The organism is Streptomyces morookaense, assembly GCF_013030945.1.
GTDB lineage: Bacteria > Actinomycetota > Actinomycetes > Streptomycetales > Streptomycetaceae > Streptomyces > Streptomyces morookaensis.
This window is the reverse complement of sequence record NZ_JABBXF010000041.1, coordinates 1-15,044: the sequence shown is the minus strand read 5'-3', so window position 1 is coordinate 15,044 and position 15,044 is coordinate 1. Positions and strand designations below refer to the sequence as shown.

15 protein-coding genes are annotated in these 15,044 nt (G+C 73.3%); 11 read left to right on the top strand and 4 right to left on the bottom strand.

What is annotated here, in order from left to right:
• Positions 1-11: 11 nt before the first annotated feature.
• Together pspAA and HG542_RS18615 are read right to left on the bottom strand one after the other, a co-directional pair.
• Positions 12-290 (bottom strand): PspA-associated protein PspAA, encoded by a 279-nt coding sequence (pspAA, locus tag HG542_RS18620; protein ID WP_171082873.1) that lies wholly within the window; start codon positions 288-290, stop codon positions 12-14.
• Positions 291-300: 10 nt separating this feature from the next.
• Positions 301-1,095: a PspA/IM30 family protein gene (locus HG542_RS18615; RefSeq protein WP_171082871.1), complete on the bottom strand. Its 795-nt coding sequence runs from the start codon at positions 1,093-1,095 to the stop codon at positions 301-303.
• Between the two features lie 261 nt (positions 1,096-1,356).
• Between HG542_RS18615 and HG542_RS18610 the strand changes: the two genes are divergently transcribed.
• From HG542_RS18610 to HG542_RS18600, 3 genes are read left to right on the top strand one after another with little or no spacing between them, the layout of a single operon-like run.
• Positions 1,357-1,971 (top strand): DUF3043 domain-containing protein, encoded by a 615-nt coding sequence (locus HG542_RS18610; protein ID WP_171082869.1) that lies wholly within the window; start codon positions 1,357-1,359, stop codon positions 1,969-1,971.
• A 44-nt stretch (positions 1,972-2,015) separates the two neighbouring features.
• Complete coding sequence (locus tag HG542_RS18605; protein WP_171083041.1) at positions 2,016-2,768, top strand: methyltransferase domain-containing protein; 753 nt, start codon at positions 2,016-2,018, stop codon at positions 2,766-2,768.
• A gap of 26 nt (positions 2,769-2,794) precedes the next feature.
• Positions 2,795-3,856, top strand: a complete 1,062-nt coding sequence (locus HG542_RS18600; RefSeq protein WP_171082867.1) for a S1C family serine protease — start codon at positions 2,795-2,797, stop codon at positions 3,854-3,856.
• A gap of 24 nt (positions 3,857-3,880) precedes the next feature.
• Here HG542_RS18600 and HG542_RS18595 read toward each other — a convergent pair whose 3' ends face one another.
• On the bottom strand, positions 3,881-4,096 hold the full coding sequence (locus HG542_RS18595) for a hypothetical protein (RefSeq protein WP_171082865.1): 216 nt from the start codon (positions 4,094-4,096) through the stop codon (positions 3,881-3,883).
• Positions 4,097-4,222: 126 nt separating this feature from the next.
• Between HG542_RS18595 and HG542_RS18590 the strand changes: the two genes are divergently transcribed.
• The 4 genes from HG542_RS18590 to HG542_RS18575 all read left to right on the top strand — a co-directional run bounded on the left by HG542_RS18590 (position 4,223) and on the right by HG542_RS18575 (position 9,285).
• Positions 4,223-5,425, top strand: a complete 1,203-nt coding sequence (locus HG542_RS18590; RefSeq protein WP_171082863.1) for a bifunctional adenosylcobinamide kinase/adenosylcobinamide-phosphate guanylyltransferase — start codon at positions 4,223-4,225, stop codon at positions 5,423-5,425.
• Between the two features lie 279 nt (positions 5,426-5,704).
• A complete protein-coding gene (gene cobT, locus HG542_RS18585) occupies positions 5,705-6,751 on the top strand; it encodes a nicotinate-nucleotide--dimethylbenzimidazole phosphoribosyltransferase (RefSeq protein ID WP_171082861.1) in 1,047 nt (348 codons plus the stop codon).
• A 48-nt stretch (positions 6,752-6,799) separates the two neighbouring features.
• Positions 6,800-8,566, top strand: a complete 1,767-nt coding sequence (locus HG542_RS18580) for a phosphatidylglycerol lysyltransferase domain-containing protein (protein WP_171082859.1) — start codon at positions 6,800-6,802, stop codon at positions 8,564-8,566.
• Positions 8,567-8,568: 2 nt separating this feature from the next.
• Positions 8,569-9,285: a hypothetical protein gene (locus HG542_RS18575; protein WP_171083039.1), complete on the top strand. Its 717-nt coding sequence runs from the start codon at positions 8,569-8,571 to the stop codon at positions 9,283-9,285.
• Here HG542_RS18575 and HG542_RS18570 read toward each other — a convergent pair.
• Positions 9,252-9,989 carry a hypothetical protein gene (locus HG542_RS18570; protein ID WP_171082857.1) on the bottom strand — a complete coding sequence of 246 codons (738 nt, stop codon included), beginning with the start codon at positions 9,987-9,989 and terminating at the stop codon, positions 9,252-9,254. The genes HG542_RS18575 and HG542_RS18570 overlap by 34 nt on opposite strands.
• 68 nt (positions 9,990-10,057) lie before the next feature.
• Here HG542_RS18570 and HG542_RS18565 point away from each other — a divergent pair, with 68 nt between their 5' ends.
• The 4 genes from HG542_RS18565 to HG542_RS18550 all read left to right on the top strand — a co-directional run.
• Positions 10,058-10,864, top strand: coding sequence for an adenosylcobinamide-GDP ribazoletransferase (locus tag HG542_RS18565; protein WP_171082855.1), 807 nt, complete (start codon positions 10,058-10,060; stop codon positions 10,862-10,864).
• 209 nt (positions 10,865-11,073) lie between these two features.
• Entirely contained in the window at positions 11,074-12,600 is a 1,527-nt protein-coding gene (locus HG542_RS18560) for a leucyl aminopeptidase (RefSeq protein ID WP_171082853.1), read from the top strand.
• A 282-nt stretch (positions 12,601-12,882) separates the two neighbouring features.
• Positions 12,883-14,271: a dihydrolipoyl dehydrogenase gene (gene lpdA, locus HG542_RS18555; protein ID WP_171082851.1), complete on the top strand. Its 1,389-nt coding sequence runs from the start codon at positions 12,883-12,885 to the stop codon at positions 14,269-14,271.
• A 48-nt stretch (positions 14,272-14,319) separates the two neighbouring features.
• A partial coding sequence (locus HG542_RS18550; RefSeq protein WP_304414297.1) for a biotin/lipoyl-containing protein occupies positions 14,320-15,044 on the top strand: 725 nt, incomplete at its 3' end.

The window sequence follows — 15,044 nt, the reverse complement described above, 5'->3', positions numbered from 1 at the left end:
CGGCCGGGGCGTCACCCCGGGATGAGGCCCTCGTCGCCGAGCATCTCGCGGACCTCCTCCAGGGAGGCCCCGGGCGACGGAAGGATCAGCTCGGAGGGCTCCAGGGCGTCGTCGGGCAGGGCGGTGCCGAGCCTGCGCACGGCGTCCAGCAGCGCTCCGAGCGTGCGCCGGAAGCCTTCCTCGTCGCCGCTCTCCATCTCGGCGAGCAGCTCGTCGTCCAGCGCGTTGAGCTCGGCGAAGTGGCTGTCGTCCAGCCGGACCTGGCCCTCCCCCATGATCCGCACGATCATGAGTTCTCCCTCAGTGCTTGTCGAAGCGCGGGGTGTCCTGCGGCTGCGCCGCGTGGTTCTGGCCGGCGGCGCCGCCCTCGATGGCCTGCTTGGTGCCGCTGCCGCCCGCCAGTTCGGCCTTCATCCGCTGGAGTTCCAGCTCCACGTCCGAGCCGCCCGAGAGCCGGTCCAGCTCGGCGGTGATGTCGTCCTTGGCCATGCCGGTCGGGTCGTCGAGGGCGCCCGAGGCGAGCAGCTCGTCGATGGCACCGGCGCGGGCCTGCAACTGCGCCGTCTTGTCCTCGGCGCGCTGGATGGCCAGGCCGACGTCGCCCATCTCCTCGGAGATGCCGGAGAAGGCCTCGCCGATCCGGGTCTGGGCCTGGGCCGCGGTGTAGGTGGCCTTGATGGTCTCCTTCTTCGTCCGGAAGGCGTCGACCTTGGCCTGCAGGCGCTGGGAGGCGAGCGTGAGCTTCTCCTCCTCGCCCTGGAGGGTCTGGTGCTGCGTCTCCAGGTCGCTGACCTGCTGCTGGAGCGCGGAACGGCGGGTGAGCGCCTCGCGTGCCAGGTCCTCGCGGCCCAGCGCCAGCGCCTTGCGGCCCTGCTCCTCCAGCTTGGCGGACTGGTTCTGCAGCTGGTTGAGCTGGAGCTCCAGACGCTTGCGGGACGTCGCCACGTCGGCGACGCCGCGGCGGACCTTCTGCAGCAGCTCCAGCTGCTTCTGGTACGAGTAGTCGAGGGTCTCGCGCGGATCCTCGGCCCGGTCCAGGGCCTTGTTGGCCTTCGCGCGGAAGATCATCCCCATACGCTTCATGACACCGCTCATGGGCCTCGCGCGCCCCCTTCTGACCGACTTGAATCGGGCTTCGGCTCCGTCACACCTATCAGAACCCACAGTACGGGCCCTGCTTCCATTACCGCACTCCTCGGGCACCGATGCGCTCATCCTCCAGGACGATCACAAGGTCGCCGCCCTCCGGCGCAAGGAGTAGAAGAGCTCCGGCCTCTCCCTACAGACGTCCGTCGTTGCCGGATCGTTCCCCTCCGGGCCGGTGCCCGGGCGCCGGAACCCGTACCCTTGGGTCCCGTGTTCCGAAGCCGTTCCACTTCCAAGGCCGACAAGGCCGAGCAGGCCGCGGGCGCCAAGCCGTCCGCCGCCGAGCAGTCCAAGCAGGCCCGTGACCCGCAGGCGCCCAAGGGCCGCCCCACCCCCAAGCGCAGCGAGGCCCAGTCCCAGCGCCGCAGCCTGGCGAGCACGCCCGCCAAGGGCAAGGACGCCTCGAAGCGGGCGCGCGAGGCCCGCCGTGCCGACCTGGCCCGCCAGCGCGAGGCCCTGGCCAACGGCGACGAGCGCTTCCTGCCGGCCCGCGACAAGGGCCCGGTGCGCCGCTTCGCCCGCGACTTCGTGGACGCGCGCTACTCGGTGGCCGAGTTCTTCCTGCCGCTGGCCGTGCTGATCCTGGTCCTGAGCATGATCAACCGCGGTGCGTTCCAGACGTACGTGCTGCTGGCGTGGATGATCGTCATCGCGCTGATCGTCATCAACTCCGCGATCACCGGCTTCGCCCTCAAGCGCGCCCTCAAGCAGCGCTTCCCGGACGAGAACACCCGCGGCGCCGTCGCGTACGCCCTGATGCGCACCCTGCAGATGCGCCGGCTGCGGCTGCCCAAGCCGAAGGTCGCGCGCGGGGAGAAGCCCTGAGCGGCACCCCGGCGGCGCCCTTCGGCAGCGGCGCACAGGGGTGGCTGAGCGGGCTCGGGGGGCTGCGGAACACCGTCCGCCAGGAGCTCGTCGCCCGCCAGGTCGACGAGCAGATAGCCGCCCGCTTCCCCGTGGGCCGGCGGCTGCGGATCCTCGACGTCGGCCTCGGCCAGGGCACCCAGGCGCTGCGGCTCGCCCGCGCCGGCCACGAGGTGACCGGCCTGGAGTCCGACCCCCTGATGGTGGCCACCGTGCGCGAGGCGCTGGCGGCCGAGCCCGAGGGCATCCGCGAGCGGATGCGGGTCATCGAGGGCGACGGGCGGGACACCGGCGTGCACTTCGTGCCGGGCTCCTTCGATGTCGTGCTCTGCCACGGCGTGCTGATGTACGTTCCGGAGCCCGACCCCATGCTCGCCGGACTGGCCCGGGTCCTCGCCCCCGGCGGCCTGCTCTCGCTGCTCGTGCGCAACGCCGACGCGCTGGCCATGCGGCCCGGTCTGAGCGGTGACTGGCAGGCCGCCCTGGCCGCCTTCGACTCCCCCGCGTACACCAACCGCATCGGGCTGGAGGTGCGGGCCGACCGGCGGGAGACGCTGACGGCGACCCTCGCCGGCATCGGCGCCCCGCTGCACGCCTGGTACGGCGTACGGGTCTTCACCGACCAGGCCGCCGACGGGCAGCTCCCGCCGCAGGGCCCCGAGTTGGACCGGCTGCTGGCGGCCGAGGAACGGGCCGGCCGCACAGACCCGTACCGCGCGGTGGCGGCACTGCTGCATTTGTGCGGTGTGCGGGGCTGAGGCCGGGGGCGGGGAATGCTCCCCGTATGAGCGTCCCGAGCCTGCGTTCCGCCGTCCCGGCCGTCTGCGCCCTGGCCCTGCTCGCCGGATGTTCCGGCGGCACCGGGAGCCCGTCGGGCGCGCCGTCGTCCTCGCCCGCCGCGCCCGTGCAGGTCACGGGCCCGGCGGGCGATCTGCAGGCCGCCTACCAGAAGGTGGTCAAGGACGTCCTCCCGTCCGTCGTCCAGATCACCACGGGGCAGGGCCTCGGCTCCGGGGTGGTCTACGACGGCAAGGGCGACATCGTCACCAACGCCCATGTCGTCGGTGACGCCCGGACGTTCAAGGTCTCCCTCGCCACCGGCGGCGACGCCCTGGGGGCCCGGCTGGTGGCCTCGTACCCCGAACAGGACCTCGCGGTCGTCCGGCTGGAGAACGTGCCCAAGGGACTCAAGCCGGCCGTGCTCGGGGACTCGTCGAAGGTCGAAGTGGGCCAGATCGTGCTGGCCATGGGCAATCCGCTGGGCCTGTCCAGCAGCGTGACCCAGGGCATCGTCTCGGCCGTCGGCCGGACCGTCAGCGAGGGGCGCGGCGGCGGGGGCACCGGGGCGACCATCGCCAACATGGTGCAGACCTCGGCCGCCATCAACCCCGGCAACAGCGGGGGCGCGCTGGTGAACCTCGCCGGGCAGGTCATCGGCATCCCGACGCTCGCCGCCGTCGACCCGGAGCTGGGCGAGGGGGCGGCGCCGGGCATCGGCTTCGCCATCCCGGCGGGGACGGTCGGCAGGATCGCCGACCAGATCGTCAGGAGCGGCCGGGTCACCGACTCCGGACGCGCGGCCCTCGGCATCACCGGACGGGCCATCGTGGGCTCCGACTTCGCCCCCGCCGGGGTGGCCCTGGTGGCCGTCGCCCCGGGCGGCCCCGCCGACAAGGCCGGGCTGCGGCCCGGCGACATCGTCACCCGCGTCGGCAAGGCCCCCGTCACCACGATGCAGTCGCTGGCCGAGACGCTCGCCGGGCTCAAGCCGGGCGACCAGACGGAGGTGACCTATGTCCGGGACGGCGCCGAACAGACGACGACGGTGACACTGGGCGAGATGTAGCGCCCCCGAGGGGGCGCGGAAGGATCAACTCTCGGACGCGGCCCGCAGACTCATCGGCCCCTCGTACACCTCGTCGTCGTCCTCGAAGAGCCGCACCTGGTCCACCCCGCCCTCCAGCAGGGCCCGCCACTCCTCGCCGATCCAGGACTCCGCGTCGCCCTGGGTCGTGAACTCCTCCGGCTCCACGGCCGGCTCCACCTCCGTGCCGTCGGACTTCTCGAACCGCCACGTCCATGCCATGTCAGCCTCCCGGGCCGTACGTACGCCACGTGTTGAGTCCTGCCGGGCGCAGCCTAGCCGCCGGTGGCGGACGAGAAAGGGTGAGCCCCGCGCGCCCGGCGCGCGGGGACGCGAGACGATCAGAGCGTGGAACTGACTCTCCTCGGCACCGGAGCCCCCGACGGGCTGCCGCGCCCCGACTGCCCGTGCGCGGCCTGCGCGACCGCCACGGGCGACGAGGCTCGCGCCGCCACGGCGCTGCTCGTCGACGGCGCACTCCTCCTCGACCTCACCCCCGGCCCCGCGTTCGCCGCGGCCCGCGCCGGGCGTTCGATCGCCGGGGTGCGCCAGGTGCTGCTCTCGCACCCGCACGACGGCCCGGCCCTGGAGCTCCCCGCCGGGCTGCCGGCGGCGGTGCGGGTGCCGGACGGGCGCGAGCTGTCGGTGATCAGCGGGCACCGGGTGCGGGCGCTGGCCGTGGACGCGCCCGGGACGGGGTACGAGGTGACCTCCGCCGACGGGGAGCGGCTGCTGTACCTGCCGCCGGGCGCGGCACTCGCCGGGCTGGGCACCATGGCCGGCCCGTACGACATGGTGCTGCTCGACGTCCTGGACCGGCCCGACGCGCTGGCCCGGCTGCGGGAGGCGGGGGCGGCCGGGCCGACGACGGATGTGATCGCCGTGCACCTGGACCACGACGTGCCGCCCGGCCGCGAACTGCACCGGCGGCTCGCGGCGGCGGGCGCGCGGGCGGTGCCCGACGGCACCACTCTGGTCGTCGGCGACTACCGCGAGGTGCCGGACCTGCCGCGGCGGACGCTGGTGCTGGGCGGCGCGCGCTCGGGCAAGTCGGTGGAGGCGGAACGGCGCCTGGAGTCCTTCCCCGAGGTGCTGTACGTGGCCACGGGCGGCACGCGCGAGGGCGACCGCGACTGGGCGGCGCGCGTGGCGCTGCACCGCGAGCGCCGCCCCGGGTCCTGGCGGACGGCCGAGACGTGCGACCTGGTGCCGCTGCTGGCGGAGGAGGGCCCGCCGCTGCTCGTCGACTGCCTGGCGCTGTGGCTGACGCACGCGATGGACTCCGTCGGCGCGTGGGACGACGCGACCTGGGCGGACGGCGGCCGGGATGCGCTGGCCGCGCGCACCGCGGACCTGGTGGCGGCGGTGCGGGCCACGCGCCGCACGGTGGTGCTGGTGAGCAACGAGGTGGGGTCGGGCGTGGTGCCGGCCACGTCCTCGGGCCGCCGCTTCCGCGACGAGCTGGGGCGGCTGAACGCCGCCATCGGTGACGAGTGCGAGCACATCCTCCTGGTCGTGGCGGGCCAGGCGCTGCCGCTGCGCGGCGCGTGACGCGCCCCGTAAGGGGCGCGGGGAACTGCGCGACAAGCCCCCACCGGCCCGCAGCCAACGCACGACCCCAAGGGGTCCGGGGCACAGCCCTGGGGGCACCCCCAGCGGTAGCTGGGGGAACCTCGACTGCGGGCGCATCGTGGCCGGTCGCGCAGTTCCTCCCCCAGCTACCGCTGGGAGGTGCCCCCAGCGCCCCTTGCGGGGCGCACCCCGCACGCAGTGCGAACCCCCCACCGTGCACCCGCCTGCCAGCCACCCCGCAGGGGTAAGGTGTCGCGGATGAGCGGTCTGAATCTTGATGACTTCGCCTCCCTGATCGAGCGGCCCGACGCAGTCGTCCGGCGGGACGCCGAGGAGCGCCGGGAGCGCCTCGCACCGCGCCCGGGGGCGCTGGGCCGGCTGGACGAGCTGGGCGAGTGGCTCGCCGCAGGCCAGGGCTCCGTGCCCGTGAAGCCCGTCGAGCGGCCCCGGGTGCTGCTCTTCGCCGGCGACCACGGCGTCGCCTCCCTCGGCGTCTCCGGCGGCCCCGAGGCCGGCGCCCAGGAGCTGGTGCGCGCCGCCCTGGCCGGGGAGAGCGCGGCCGCCATCCTGGCCCGCCGCTTCGGCGCCGGGCTGCGCGTGGTCGACATGGCGCTCGACTGCGACCCGGGCGCCTTCCCCGAGGACGTCACCCGGCACCGGGTGCGCCGCGGCTCGGGCCGGATCGACGTCGAGGACGCGCTGACCGCCGAGGAGGCCGAGCAGGCGTTCCGCACCGGCATGGCCGTCGCCGACGAGGAGGCCGACTCCGGCACCGACCTCGTCGTCCTCGGCGACCTGAGCGTGGGCGGCACCACCGCCGCCGGCACCCTGATCGGCGCGCTGTGCGGCACGGACGCCTCCGTGGTCACCGGCCGCGGCAGCGCCGGCATCGACGACCTGGCCTGGATGCGCAAGTGCGCGGCCATCCGCGACGCGCTGCGCCGCGCCCGCCCGGTCCTCGGCGACCAGCTGCAGCTGCTGGCCGCCGTCGGCGGCGCCGACCTCGCCGCGACCACCGGCTTCCTGCTGCAGAGCGCGGTGCGCCGCACCCCGGTGATCCTCGACGGAGTCGTCTCGGCGGCCTGTGCCCTGGTCGCCCAGCGGGTCGCCTTCCGGGCGCCGGACTGGTGGCTGGCGGGCCAGGCGAGCGGCGACCCGGCGCAGGCGAAGGCACTCGACCGGATGGCGCTCAACCCTCTGCTCGACCACGGCGTCACTGTGGGCGAGGGGACAGGAGCCCTGCTCGCCCTTCCCCTGGTGCAGGCGGCAGCGGCCCTGGCGGCGGAGCTTCCCGAGCGTTCCTGAGGCAGGACCGGACCACGCCGCGCGCCAGGCCCCATACGATCGCTTTTCATGGGAGAGGTCCGCTTGACTCCGGATGAGGGCACCCGCGGCGGCAGCTGGCCGCGGCGTGCCGCCGCCTTCGCCGTGTGGTATCTGCGCGCCGTCACGTTCGTCAACCTGCTGGGCGCGTTCTGGGTGTCCTTCGGCGCCGACGTCCGGCGGCACAACGTCGACGAGTTCTTCACCCCGTACCTGCTGTCGGCCGGCTTCTCGGCGACGGTGGTGTCGCTGTTCATGGCCATCACCCTGCGCCGCCGCAAGCGCGCGGCCTGGATCCTCAACCTGGTCCTGTCGGGCCTGCTGTTGCTGATCCTGGTGCTGGTGATGGCCTTCCCCGAGTACCGCAGGCACGGCCTGAACTGGTTCTCGCTGGTCGTCACGACGCTGTTCGTGGCGGCCCTGGTGGTGGGCCGCAAGGAGTTCTACGCCAAGGGCGACCGCTCCAACCCCAGGCTGGCCGCCGCCGTGGCCACCGTCGGCCTGCTGGTCACCTCGCTGATCGCCGCCCTGCTGGTGACCGTCACCAACGAGGCGCACGACGAGTACCGCTCCACCTTCCTGGACCGCTGGCACTACGGCGTGATGCGCCTCGTGTACATCGCGGCCGACAACTCGCGCTACGCGGGCATCGCTCCCCCGGGCTGGGTCAACGTCGTCATCAACGTGATGAGCACGGTCCTGCTGGTCCTCGTGGTCTACGCGGCCTTCCGGTCCCGCCGCGCCACCGACCCGATCACCGCCGAGGACGAGGCCGCGCTGCGCGCCCTGCTGGACAAGCACGGCGACCGCGACTCGCTGGGCTACTTCGCGCTGCGCCGCGAGAAGAGCGTCATCTGGTCCCCGTCCGGCAAGGCCGCCGTCACCTACCGCGTCGTCGGCGGGGTCTCCCTCGCCTCGGGCGACCCGATCGGCGACCCCGAGGCCTGGCCCGGCGCCATCGAGCCCTGGCTGGCGCAGGCGCGCGAGCACGGCTGGATCCCGGCCGTGATGGGCGCGAGCGAGGAGGGCGGCACGATCTACTCGCGGCACGGCCTGGACGCCCTGGAGCTGGGCGACGAAGCCATCGTGGACACCGGGGAGTTCACCCTGGAGGGGCGCGCGATGCGGACCGTGCGCCAGGCGTACAACCGCGTCAAGCGCGCCGGCTACACCGTCACCATCCGCCGCCACGAGGACATCCCCGAGCCGGAGATGGACCGGCTGCTGCGCCGCGCCGACGACTGGCGCGACGGTGCGACCGAGCGCGGCTTCTCCATGGCGCTGGGCCGGCTGGGCGATCCGGACGACGGGCGCTGCGTGATGCTCGAGTGCCATGACGGCGACGGCGAGCTGCGCGCGCTGCTCAGCTTCGTCCCCTGGGGTCCCAAGGGCCTGTCGCTGGACCTGATGCGCCGTGACCGGGACTCCGAGAACGGCCTGATGGAGTTCATGGTGATCGAACTCCTGCAGCGGGCGAAGTCGTTGGGCATCACCCAGGTGTCGCTGAACTTCGCGATGTTCCGCTCGGTCTTCGAGCGCGGCTCGAAGCTGGGCGCGGGCCCGGTGCTGCGGATGTGGCGGTCGCTGCTCAGCTTCTTCTCGCGCTGGTGGCAGATCGAGTCCCTCTACCGGGCAAATGCGAAATACCGTCCGATCTGGGAGCCTCGTTTCATGCTGTTCGAGAAGAGCAGTGACCTGCTGCGGATCGGCATCGCCAGCGCCCGCGCCGAGGGCTTCCTGGAGGCGCCCGGCCTGCCCAAGTGGCTCAACCGGAAACACCTGGAGAGCCGACGGTGACGATGCGCGCGGCGCTGCGTCGCGCCGCGCGCACCGAGTGGGGTCCGCTGTACGAGGCGGTCCGGGGGGCGTTCGTCCGCAACCGGTGGCGAGCCGTCCCCATGACGCTCACCGCCGTCGTCCTCACCTCGCTCTTCCAGATCGTCCAGAACCAGCACTGGGGGTTCGGGCCCGTCCAGCAGCTCGGCTCCGTCCAGGCGCAGCTGCCCTGGTGTCTGGCGCTGCTGCGGACCCCGCTCTCCCTGTTCGTCCCCGCACTGGACCTGCCGGTGTGGGGCGCGCTGGCCCAGATCCTGATCGTCTTCGGCATCGCCGAGGCCTGCATCGGCAAGTGGCGCACCCTCGCGGTCTCCTACACCGCCACGCTCGCCGGGACCATGTACGCGCGGCTGGGCGTGGCGCTCGGCCCGGGTTCCCCGCTGGGGCTGCCGACGGAGGCCGCGAAGATCATCGACACCGGCCCGTCGGCGGCGGTGGTCGGCCTGGCGGTGTATCTGTCCTGGCGCTACCGCGCCTGGCTGACCTGTGCCGGCGTGGTGCTGGCCATGGTGGTCGAGGTGCTGGTCAAGCCCAATCTGGCGGGCAAGGAGCACATCGCCGCGGTGGCCGTGATGCTGGCGGTGTGCGGGGTGGACGAGGCCCGAAGACACCGCAAACCTCACAGCGACGAGCACCGCGAGCGGGGTCAGCGGTCCGGGGCCCCCGCCACCAGGTCGTGAAAGCGCCGCCGGAAGGCCGCCCAGCGCGCATCGTGCCGGTAGGCGCGCACCCTCGCCCGGCGCCGGGCCCGTGGCCGGTTGCGGTAGAAGCGGCGGTACCAGGGCGACCCCGGCCGGGCCAGCCGGATCGCGCCCACCAGCGCCACCAGCGGAACGACCGCCCCGATCAGGGCGATCCGGGGTTTGCCCTTGGCGAGGGCGAACAGCGCGATGAGGAAGTTGGCGAGGGTGTTGGCCACGACGATGGTGCGGTTCTGCAGCTCGTCGGGGGTGAGCTCGTTGACCCCGAACGGCGAGAAGCCGGAGAGCACCAGCCCCACCAGGGCGGCGGTGAGCACCACGATCTCGACGCTCTTGCGGCCCTGTTCGGTCCAGTAGACGTCGTCCAGGTGCAGCACCAGCGCGAACTCGTCCAGCACCAGCCCCGCGCCGCTGCCGAACAGCACCGCCGAGACGGCCGCCCCGAAACCGTGCCGGCTCTCGGCGATCGCGCCGAAGCCGCCGACCACCATCAGCACGATGCCCGGCACCACATGGTGCACGTGCAGCCCGCCGGGCCTGATGTTGCGGAAGGGGCCCTTGCCCGCCCGGATGAGACGGGTGATCACCCGGGTGACCAGGAACGTCAGGACGAACGCGGTGAGCGCGAGCAGCAACGGCAGCTTCCCGGGCTCGACGATGTTGCGTGCCAGCCAGTGACCCATGGAAATCCGCTCCCGCAGTGCGCCCTTCTCCGAGAACTATGCCCTGGCCCGCCGGATAACCTGCCCGGATGGACGCCCCCGCCCCCGATCCCGCAGCCCGCGCCACCCCCGCGGACGCCCTGCGTTTCGCCTTCGGCACCCTGACGGTGCTGCCCGTCCCGCTCACCCGGTGGGACCGCGCCGCGGCCCGCGGCGGGATGCTCGCGGCCCCCCTCGCCGGACTGGCCGTGGGCGGCTGCGCGGCGGCCGCAGGCCTGCTGCTGACGCTGCTCGGCGCGAGCCCGCTGCTCGCCGCCGTGGCCACCGTCGCGGTGCCCGCGGTGCTGACCCGGGCACTGCATCTGGACGGGCTCGCGGACGTCGCCGACGGACTCGGCAGCGGCAAGCCCGCAGCGGACGCGCTGCGCATCATGAAGCAGTCCGACATCGGCCCGTTCGGCGTGGTCACGCTGGTGCTCACGCTGCTGGGCCAAGTCGCCGCCCTGGCCGGGCTGTACGCATCCGGTACGGTCCACGGCGCCGTGGCGGCCGTCGTGGCGGGGCTGGCCGCGCGCTGCGCGCTGACGCTCGCCTCCCGCCGCGGGGTGCCCGCCGCCCGCCCGGAGGGGCTCGGCGCGGCGGTCGCGGGCGTGGTGCCGGTGCCGGCGGCGCTGACCGCCACCGCGCTGTCGGTCTGCGCGGCGGCGGCGACGGGTGCGCTGCTCGGCCCGTACGCGGCGGTGCACGCGGCCGGCGCCCTGCTGTTCGCCCTGCTCGCCGCCGAACTCCTGCTCCGCCGCTGCCGCACCCGCCTCGGCGGCATCACGGGCGACGTCTTCGGCGCCCTCGCGGAAACGGCATCGACAGCAGCACTCCTCGCAATGACACTTGCCTGAGCCCCGTGAGGGGCGCGGGGCTGTGCTGCACCATGCGGCTCCGCCGCGTGAGCGCGACCAGCCACAGACAACCCGCACCCGCCATGGCCGCCCGGCCCGTACGGCGAAGCGGCGCATACGATGCCCACGGGGTACGGCCGGCCCACACTCCCGCAAACCGCGCGGAGCGCAATGGCCGAGGAACTCAACGGAAGAGAGACTTCACCACCGTGACTGCTCTGACTCTCAGCACTTCCACAGCGGCAACGCTCCGCGCGGACGCCGTCGTCGTCGGTGTCGCCAAGGGCCCGAAGGGGCCCGTCGTCGCGCCCGGCGCCGAGGTCGTCGACCAGGCCTTCGACGGGAAGCTGGCCTCGGTCCTGGAGACCCTGGGCGCCTCCGGCGACGAGGGCGAGGTGACCAAGCTCCCGGCCCCGTCCGGCCTCAAGGCCCCGGTCGTGCTGGCGGTCGGCCTCGGCGAACTCCCCGCCGAGGACGAGGCCTTCGCCGAGGAGACCCTGCGCCGCGCCGCCGGCACCGCGGCCCGTGCGCTGGCCGGCGTCAAGAAGGCCGCGTTCGCGCTGCCCGTCGAGGACGCCGAGTCCGCCGCCGCGATCGGCGAGGGCGCGCTGCTCGGCGCGTACTCCTTCACCGCCTTCCGCTCCGGCGGCAACGGCAAGAAGAAGGACGACAAGGGCGCCCCGCTGGGCGAGGCCGCGATCCTCGGCGCCAAGCCGCGCGACAAGGCCTTCAAGGCCGCCGCCGAGCGCGCCGCGGCCGTGGCCGCGGAGGTCAACCGGGCCCGCGACCTGATCAACACCCCGTCCAACGCCCTCACCCCGAAGCTCTTCGCCGAGGCCGCCCAGACCGCGGCCAAGGAGCACGGCCTCAAGATCGAGGTGCTGGACGAGAAGGCGCTGCTCAAGGGCGGCTACGGCGGCATCATGGGCGTCGGCCAGGGCTCGGCGAACCCGCCCCGCCTGGTGCGCCTCGGCTACACCCACCCCAAGGCGGAGAAGACCCTCGCCCTCGTCGGCAAGGGCATCACCTACGACTCGGGCGGCATCTCCCTGAAGCCGGCCGGCCACAACGAGACCATGAAGTGCGACATGAGCGGTGCCGCCGCCGTGTTCGCCGCGGTCGTGGCCGCCGCCAAGCTCGGGCTCCAGGTCAACGTGACGGCGTGGCTGGCCCTCGCGGAGAACATGCCCTCCGGCACCGCCACCCGTCCGGGCGATGTGCTCACCATGTACAGCGGCAAGACGGTCGAGGTGCTCAACACCGACGCCGAGGGCCGCCTGGTGCTCGCCGACGCCCTCACCCGCGCCTCGGAGGAGAACCCGGACGCGATCGTGGACGTCGCCACCCTGACCGGCGCGATGGTGCTGGCGCTGGGCGACCGCACCTTCGGTGTGATGGCCAACGACGAGGCCTTCCGCGACACGCTGCACGAGACGGCGCAGGAGGCCGGCGAGCAGTCCTGGCCGATGCCGATGCCGCCCGAGCTGCGCAAGACCATGGACTCCCCGGTGGCCGACATCGCCAACATGGGCCAGCGCATGGGCGGCGGCCTGATCGCCGGACTCTTCCTGAAGGAGTTCGTGGGCGAGGGCATCGCCTGGGGTCACCTGGACATCGCGGGCCCGGCCTTCCACGAGTCCGCCCCGTTCGGCTACACCCCGAAGGGCGGCACCGGCTCCGCGGTGCGCACCCTGGTCCGCCTGGCGGAGCGCACCGCCGACGGCGAGCTGGGCTGACCCGGAGCGCGGTACTCCGCGGCCCCGGGAATCCCCCGGGGCCGTGGCGTGTTCGCTCTCAACGAAAACGTACTTTTCTACGCACTGGTAACCCTCAAAGGTGACGCATCAGTCGCCGCTGAGCCCCGCCCGGCGTCCCGCCCTCCGTCAACAAGTGCGAAGATGTTGTCTCGGCAGGACAGGGCCCCCTTATTCACAGGGCCGACGAAATGCGGCCGAACGACAGCCGCCGCCCGGTCATCGACGACCGGCAACGGCGTACCCATGCATGGAGGACGTGACGTGGCGAACGACGCCAGCACCGTTTTCGACCTAGTGATCCTCGGAGGCGGTAGCGGCGGTTACGCCGCCGCCCTGCGCGGAGCCCAGCTGGGTCTCAACGTCGCCCTGATCGAGAAGGACAAGCTGGGCGGCACCTGCCTGCACCGCGGCTGCATCCCCACCAAGGCTCTGCTGCACGCCGGCGAGATCGCGGACCAGGCCCGCGAGGCCGAGCAGTTCGGTGTCAAGGCCTCCCTGGAGGGCATCGACATCGCGGGCGTCCACAAGTACAAGGACGACGTGATCTCCGGCCTGTACAAGGGCCTGCAGGGTCTGGTCGCCTCCCGCAAGGTCACCTACATCACCGGTGAGGGCCGTCTGTCCTCCCCGACCTCGGTGGACGTCAACGGCCAGCGCATCACCGGCCGCCACGTCCTGCTGGCGACCGGCTCCGTGCCGAAGTCGCTGCCGGGCCTGACGATCGACGGCAACCGCGTCATCTCCTCGGACCACGCGCTGGTCCTGGACCGCGTGCCGAAGTCGGCGGTCGTGCTGGGCGGCGGCGTCATCGGCGTCGAGTTCGCCTCCGCGTGGAAGTCGTTCGGCGTGGACGTCACGATCGTCGAGGCGCTCCCGCACCTCGTCCCGGTCGAGGACGAGAACAGCTCCAAGCTGCTGGAGCGCGCCTTCCGCAAGCGCGGCATCAACTTCTCCCTCGGCTCCCGCTTCTCCGGTGTCGAGTACACCGAGTCGGGCGTCAAGGTCTCCCTGGAGAACGGCAAGTCCTTCGAGGCCGAGCTGCTGCTCGTCGCCGTCGGCCGCGGCCCGGTCTCCCAGGGCCTGGGCTACGAGGAGGCCGGGGTCGCCATGGACCGCGGCTACGTCCTCGTCGACGAGTACATGCAGACCAACGTGCCGACCATCTCGGCCGTCGGTGACCTCGTCCCGACCCTCCAGCTCGCGCACGTCGGCTTCGCCGAGGGCATCCTGGTGGCGGAGCGGCTGGCCGGTCTGAACCCCGTGCCGGTCGACTACGACGGCGTGCCGCGCGTCACGTACTGCCACCCGGAGGTCGCCTCCGTCGGCATCACCGAGGCGAAGGCCAAGGAGCTGTACGGCGCCGACAAGGTCGTCACCCTGAAGTACAACCTCGCGGGCAACGGCAAGAGCAAGATCCTGAAGACCGCCGGCGAGATCAAGCTCGTCCAGGTCAAGGACGGTGCCGTCGTCGGCGTCCACATGGTCGGCGACCGCATGGGCGAGCAGGTCGGCGAAGCCCAGCTGATTTACAACTGGGAGGCGCTGCCCGCCGAGGTCGCGCAGCTCATCCACGCGCACCCGACGCAGAACGAGGCTCTGGGCGAGGCCCACCTGGCCCTGGCCGGCAAGCCGCTGCACTCGCACGACTGAGTCCCGAGCGCACCACCATCCGCACTACTCGTAAGGAGCAACCGCACCATGGCGGTTTCCGTAACCCTGCCGGCGCTCGGCGAGAGCGTGTCCGAGGGCACCGTCACCCGCTGGCTCAAGGCCGAGGGTGAGCGCGTGGAGGCCGACGAGCCGCTGCTCGAGGTCTCCACCGACAAGGTCGACACCGAGATCCCCGCCCCCGCCTCCGGCATCCTCGCGTCCATCAAGGTCGCCGAGGACGAGACGGTCGAGGTCGGCTCGGAGCTGGCCATCATCGACGACGGCACCGGCGCCCCCGCCGCTGCCCCGGCTCCGGCGGCGGCTGCCGCCGAGGCCCCCGCCGCCGCCCCGGCCCCCGTGGCCGAGGCACCGGCCGCCCCGGCGCCCGTCGCCGAGGCCCCCGCCGCTGCCGCCCCCGCGGCCGGCGCCACCGGCACCGACGTCGTGCTGCCCGCGCTGGGCGAGTCGGTCACCGAGGGCACCGTCACCCGCTGGCTGAAGGAGGTCGGTGAGGAGGTCGCCGAGGACGAGCCGCTGCTCGAGGTCTCGACCGACAAGGTCGACACCGAGATCCCGGCCCCGACCGCCGGCGTCCTGCTGGAGATCCTCGTCGGCGAGGACGAGGTCGCCGAGGTCGGCGCCAAGCTCGCCGTGATCGGTGCCGCCGGTGCCGCTCCGGCCGCCGCCCCGGCCCCGGCCGCGGCTCCGGTCCAGGAGGCCCCGGCCCCCGCCCCGGCTCCGGCCGCCCCCGTGGCCGCTCCGGCCCCGGTCGC

Bases quoted from the DNA above. Each gene is read 5' to 3' on its own strand.
- pspAA (WP_171082873.1), bottom strand. From the start codon at position 290: ATGATCGTGCGGATCATGGGGGAGGGCCAGGTCCGGCTGGACGACAGC.
- HG542_RS18615 (WP_171082871.1), bottom strand. From the start codon at position 1,095: ATGAGCGGTGTCATGAAGCGTATGGGGATGATCTTCCGCGCGAAGGCC.
- HG542_RS18600 (WP_171082867.1), top strand. From the start codon at position 2,795: ATGAGCGTCCCGAGCCTGCGTTCCGCCGTCCCGGCCGTCTGCGCCCTG.
- HG542_RS18595 (WP_171082865.1), bottom strand. From the start codon at position 4,096: ATGGCATGGACGTGGCGGTTCGAGAAGTCCGACGGCACGGAGGTGGAG.
- cobT (WP_171082861.1), top strand. From the start codon at position 5,705: ATGAGCGGTCTGAATCTTGATGACTTCGCCTCCCTGATCGAGCGGCCC.
- HG542_RS18580 (WP_171082859.1), top strand. From the start codon at position 6,800: ATGGGAGAGGTCCGCTTGACTCCGGATGAGGGCACCCGCGGCGGCAGC.
- HG542_RS18575 (WP_171083039.1), top strand. From the start codon at position 8,569: ATGCGCGCGGCGCTGCGTCGCGCCGCGCGCACCGAGTGGGGTCCGCTG.
- HG542_RS18570 (WP_171082857.1), bottom strand. From the start codon at position 9,989: ATGGGTCACTGGCTGGCACGCAACATCGTCGAGCCCGGGAAGCTGCCG.
- HG542_RS18565 (WP_171082855.1), top strand. From the start codon at position 10,058: ATGGACGCCCCCGCCCCCGATCCCGCAGCCCGCGCCACCCCCGCGGAC.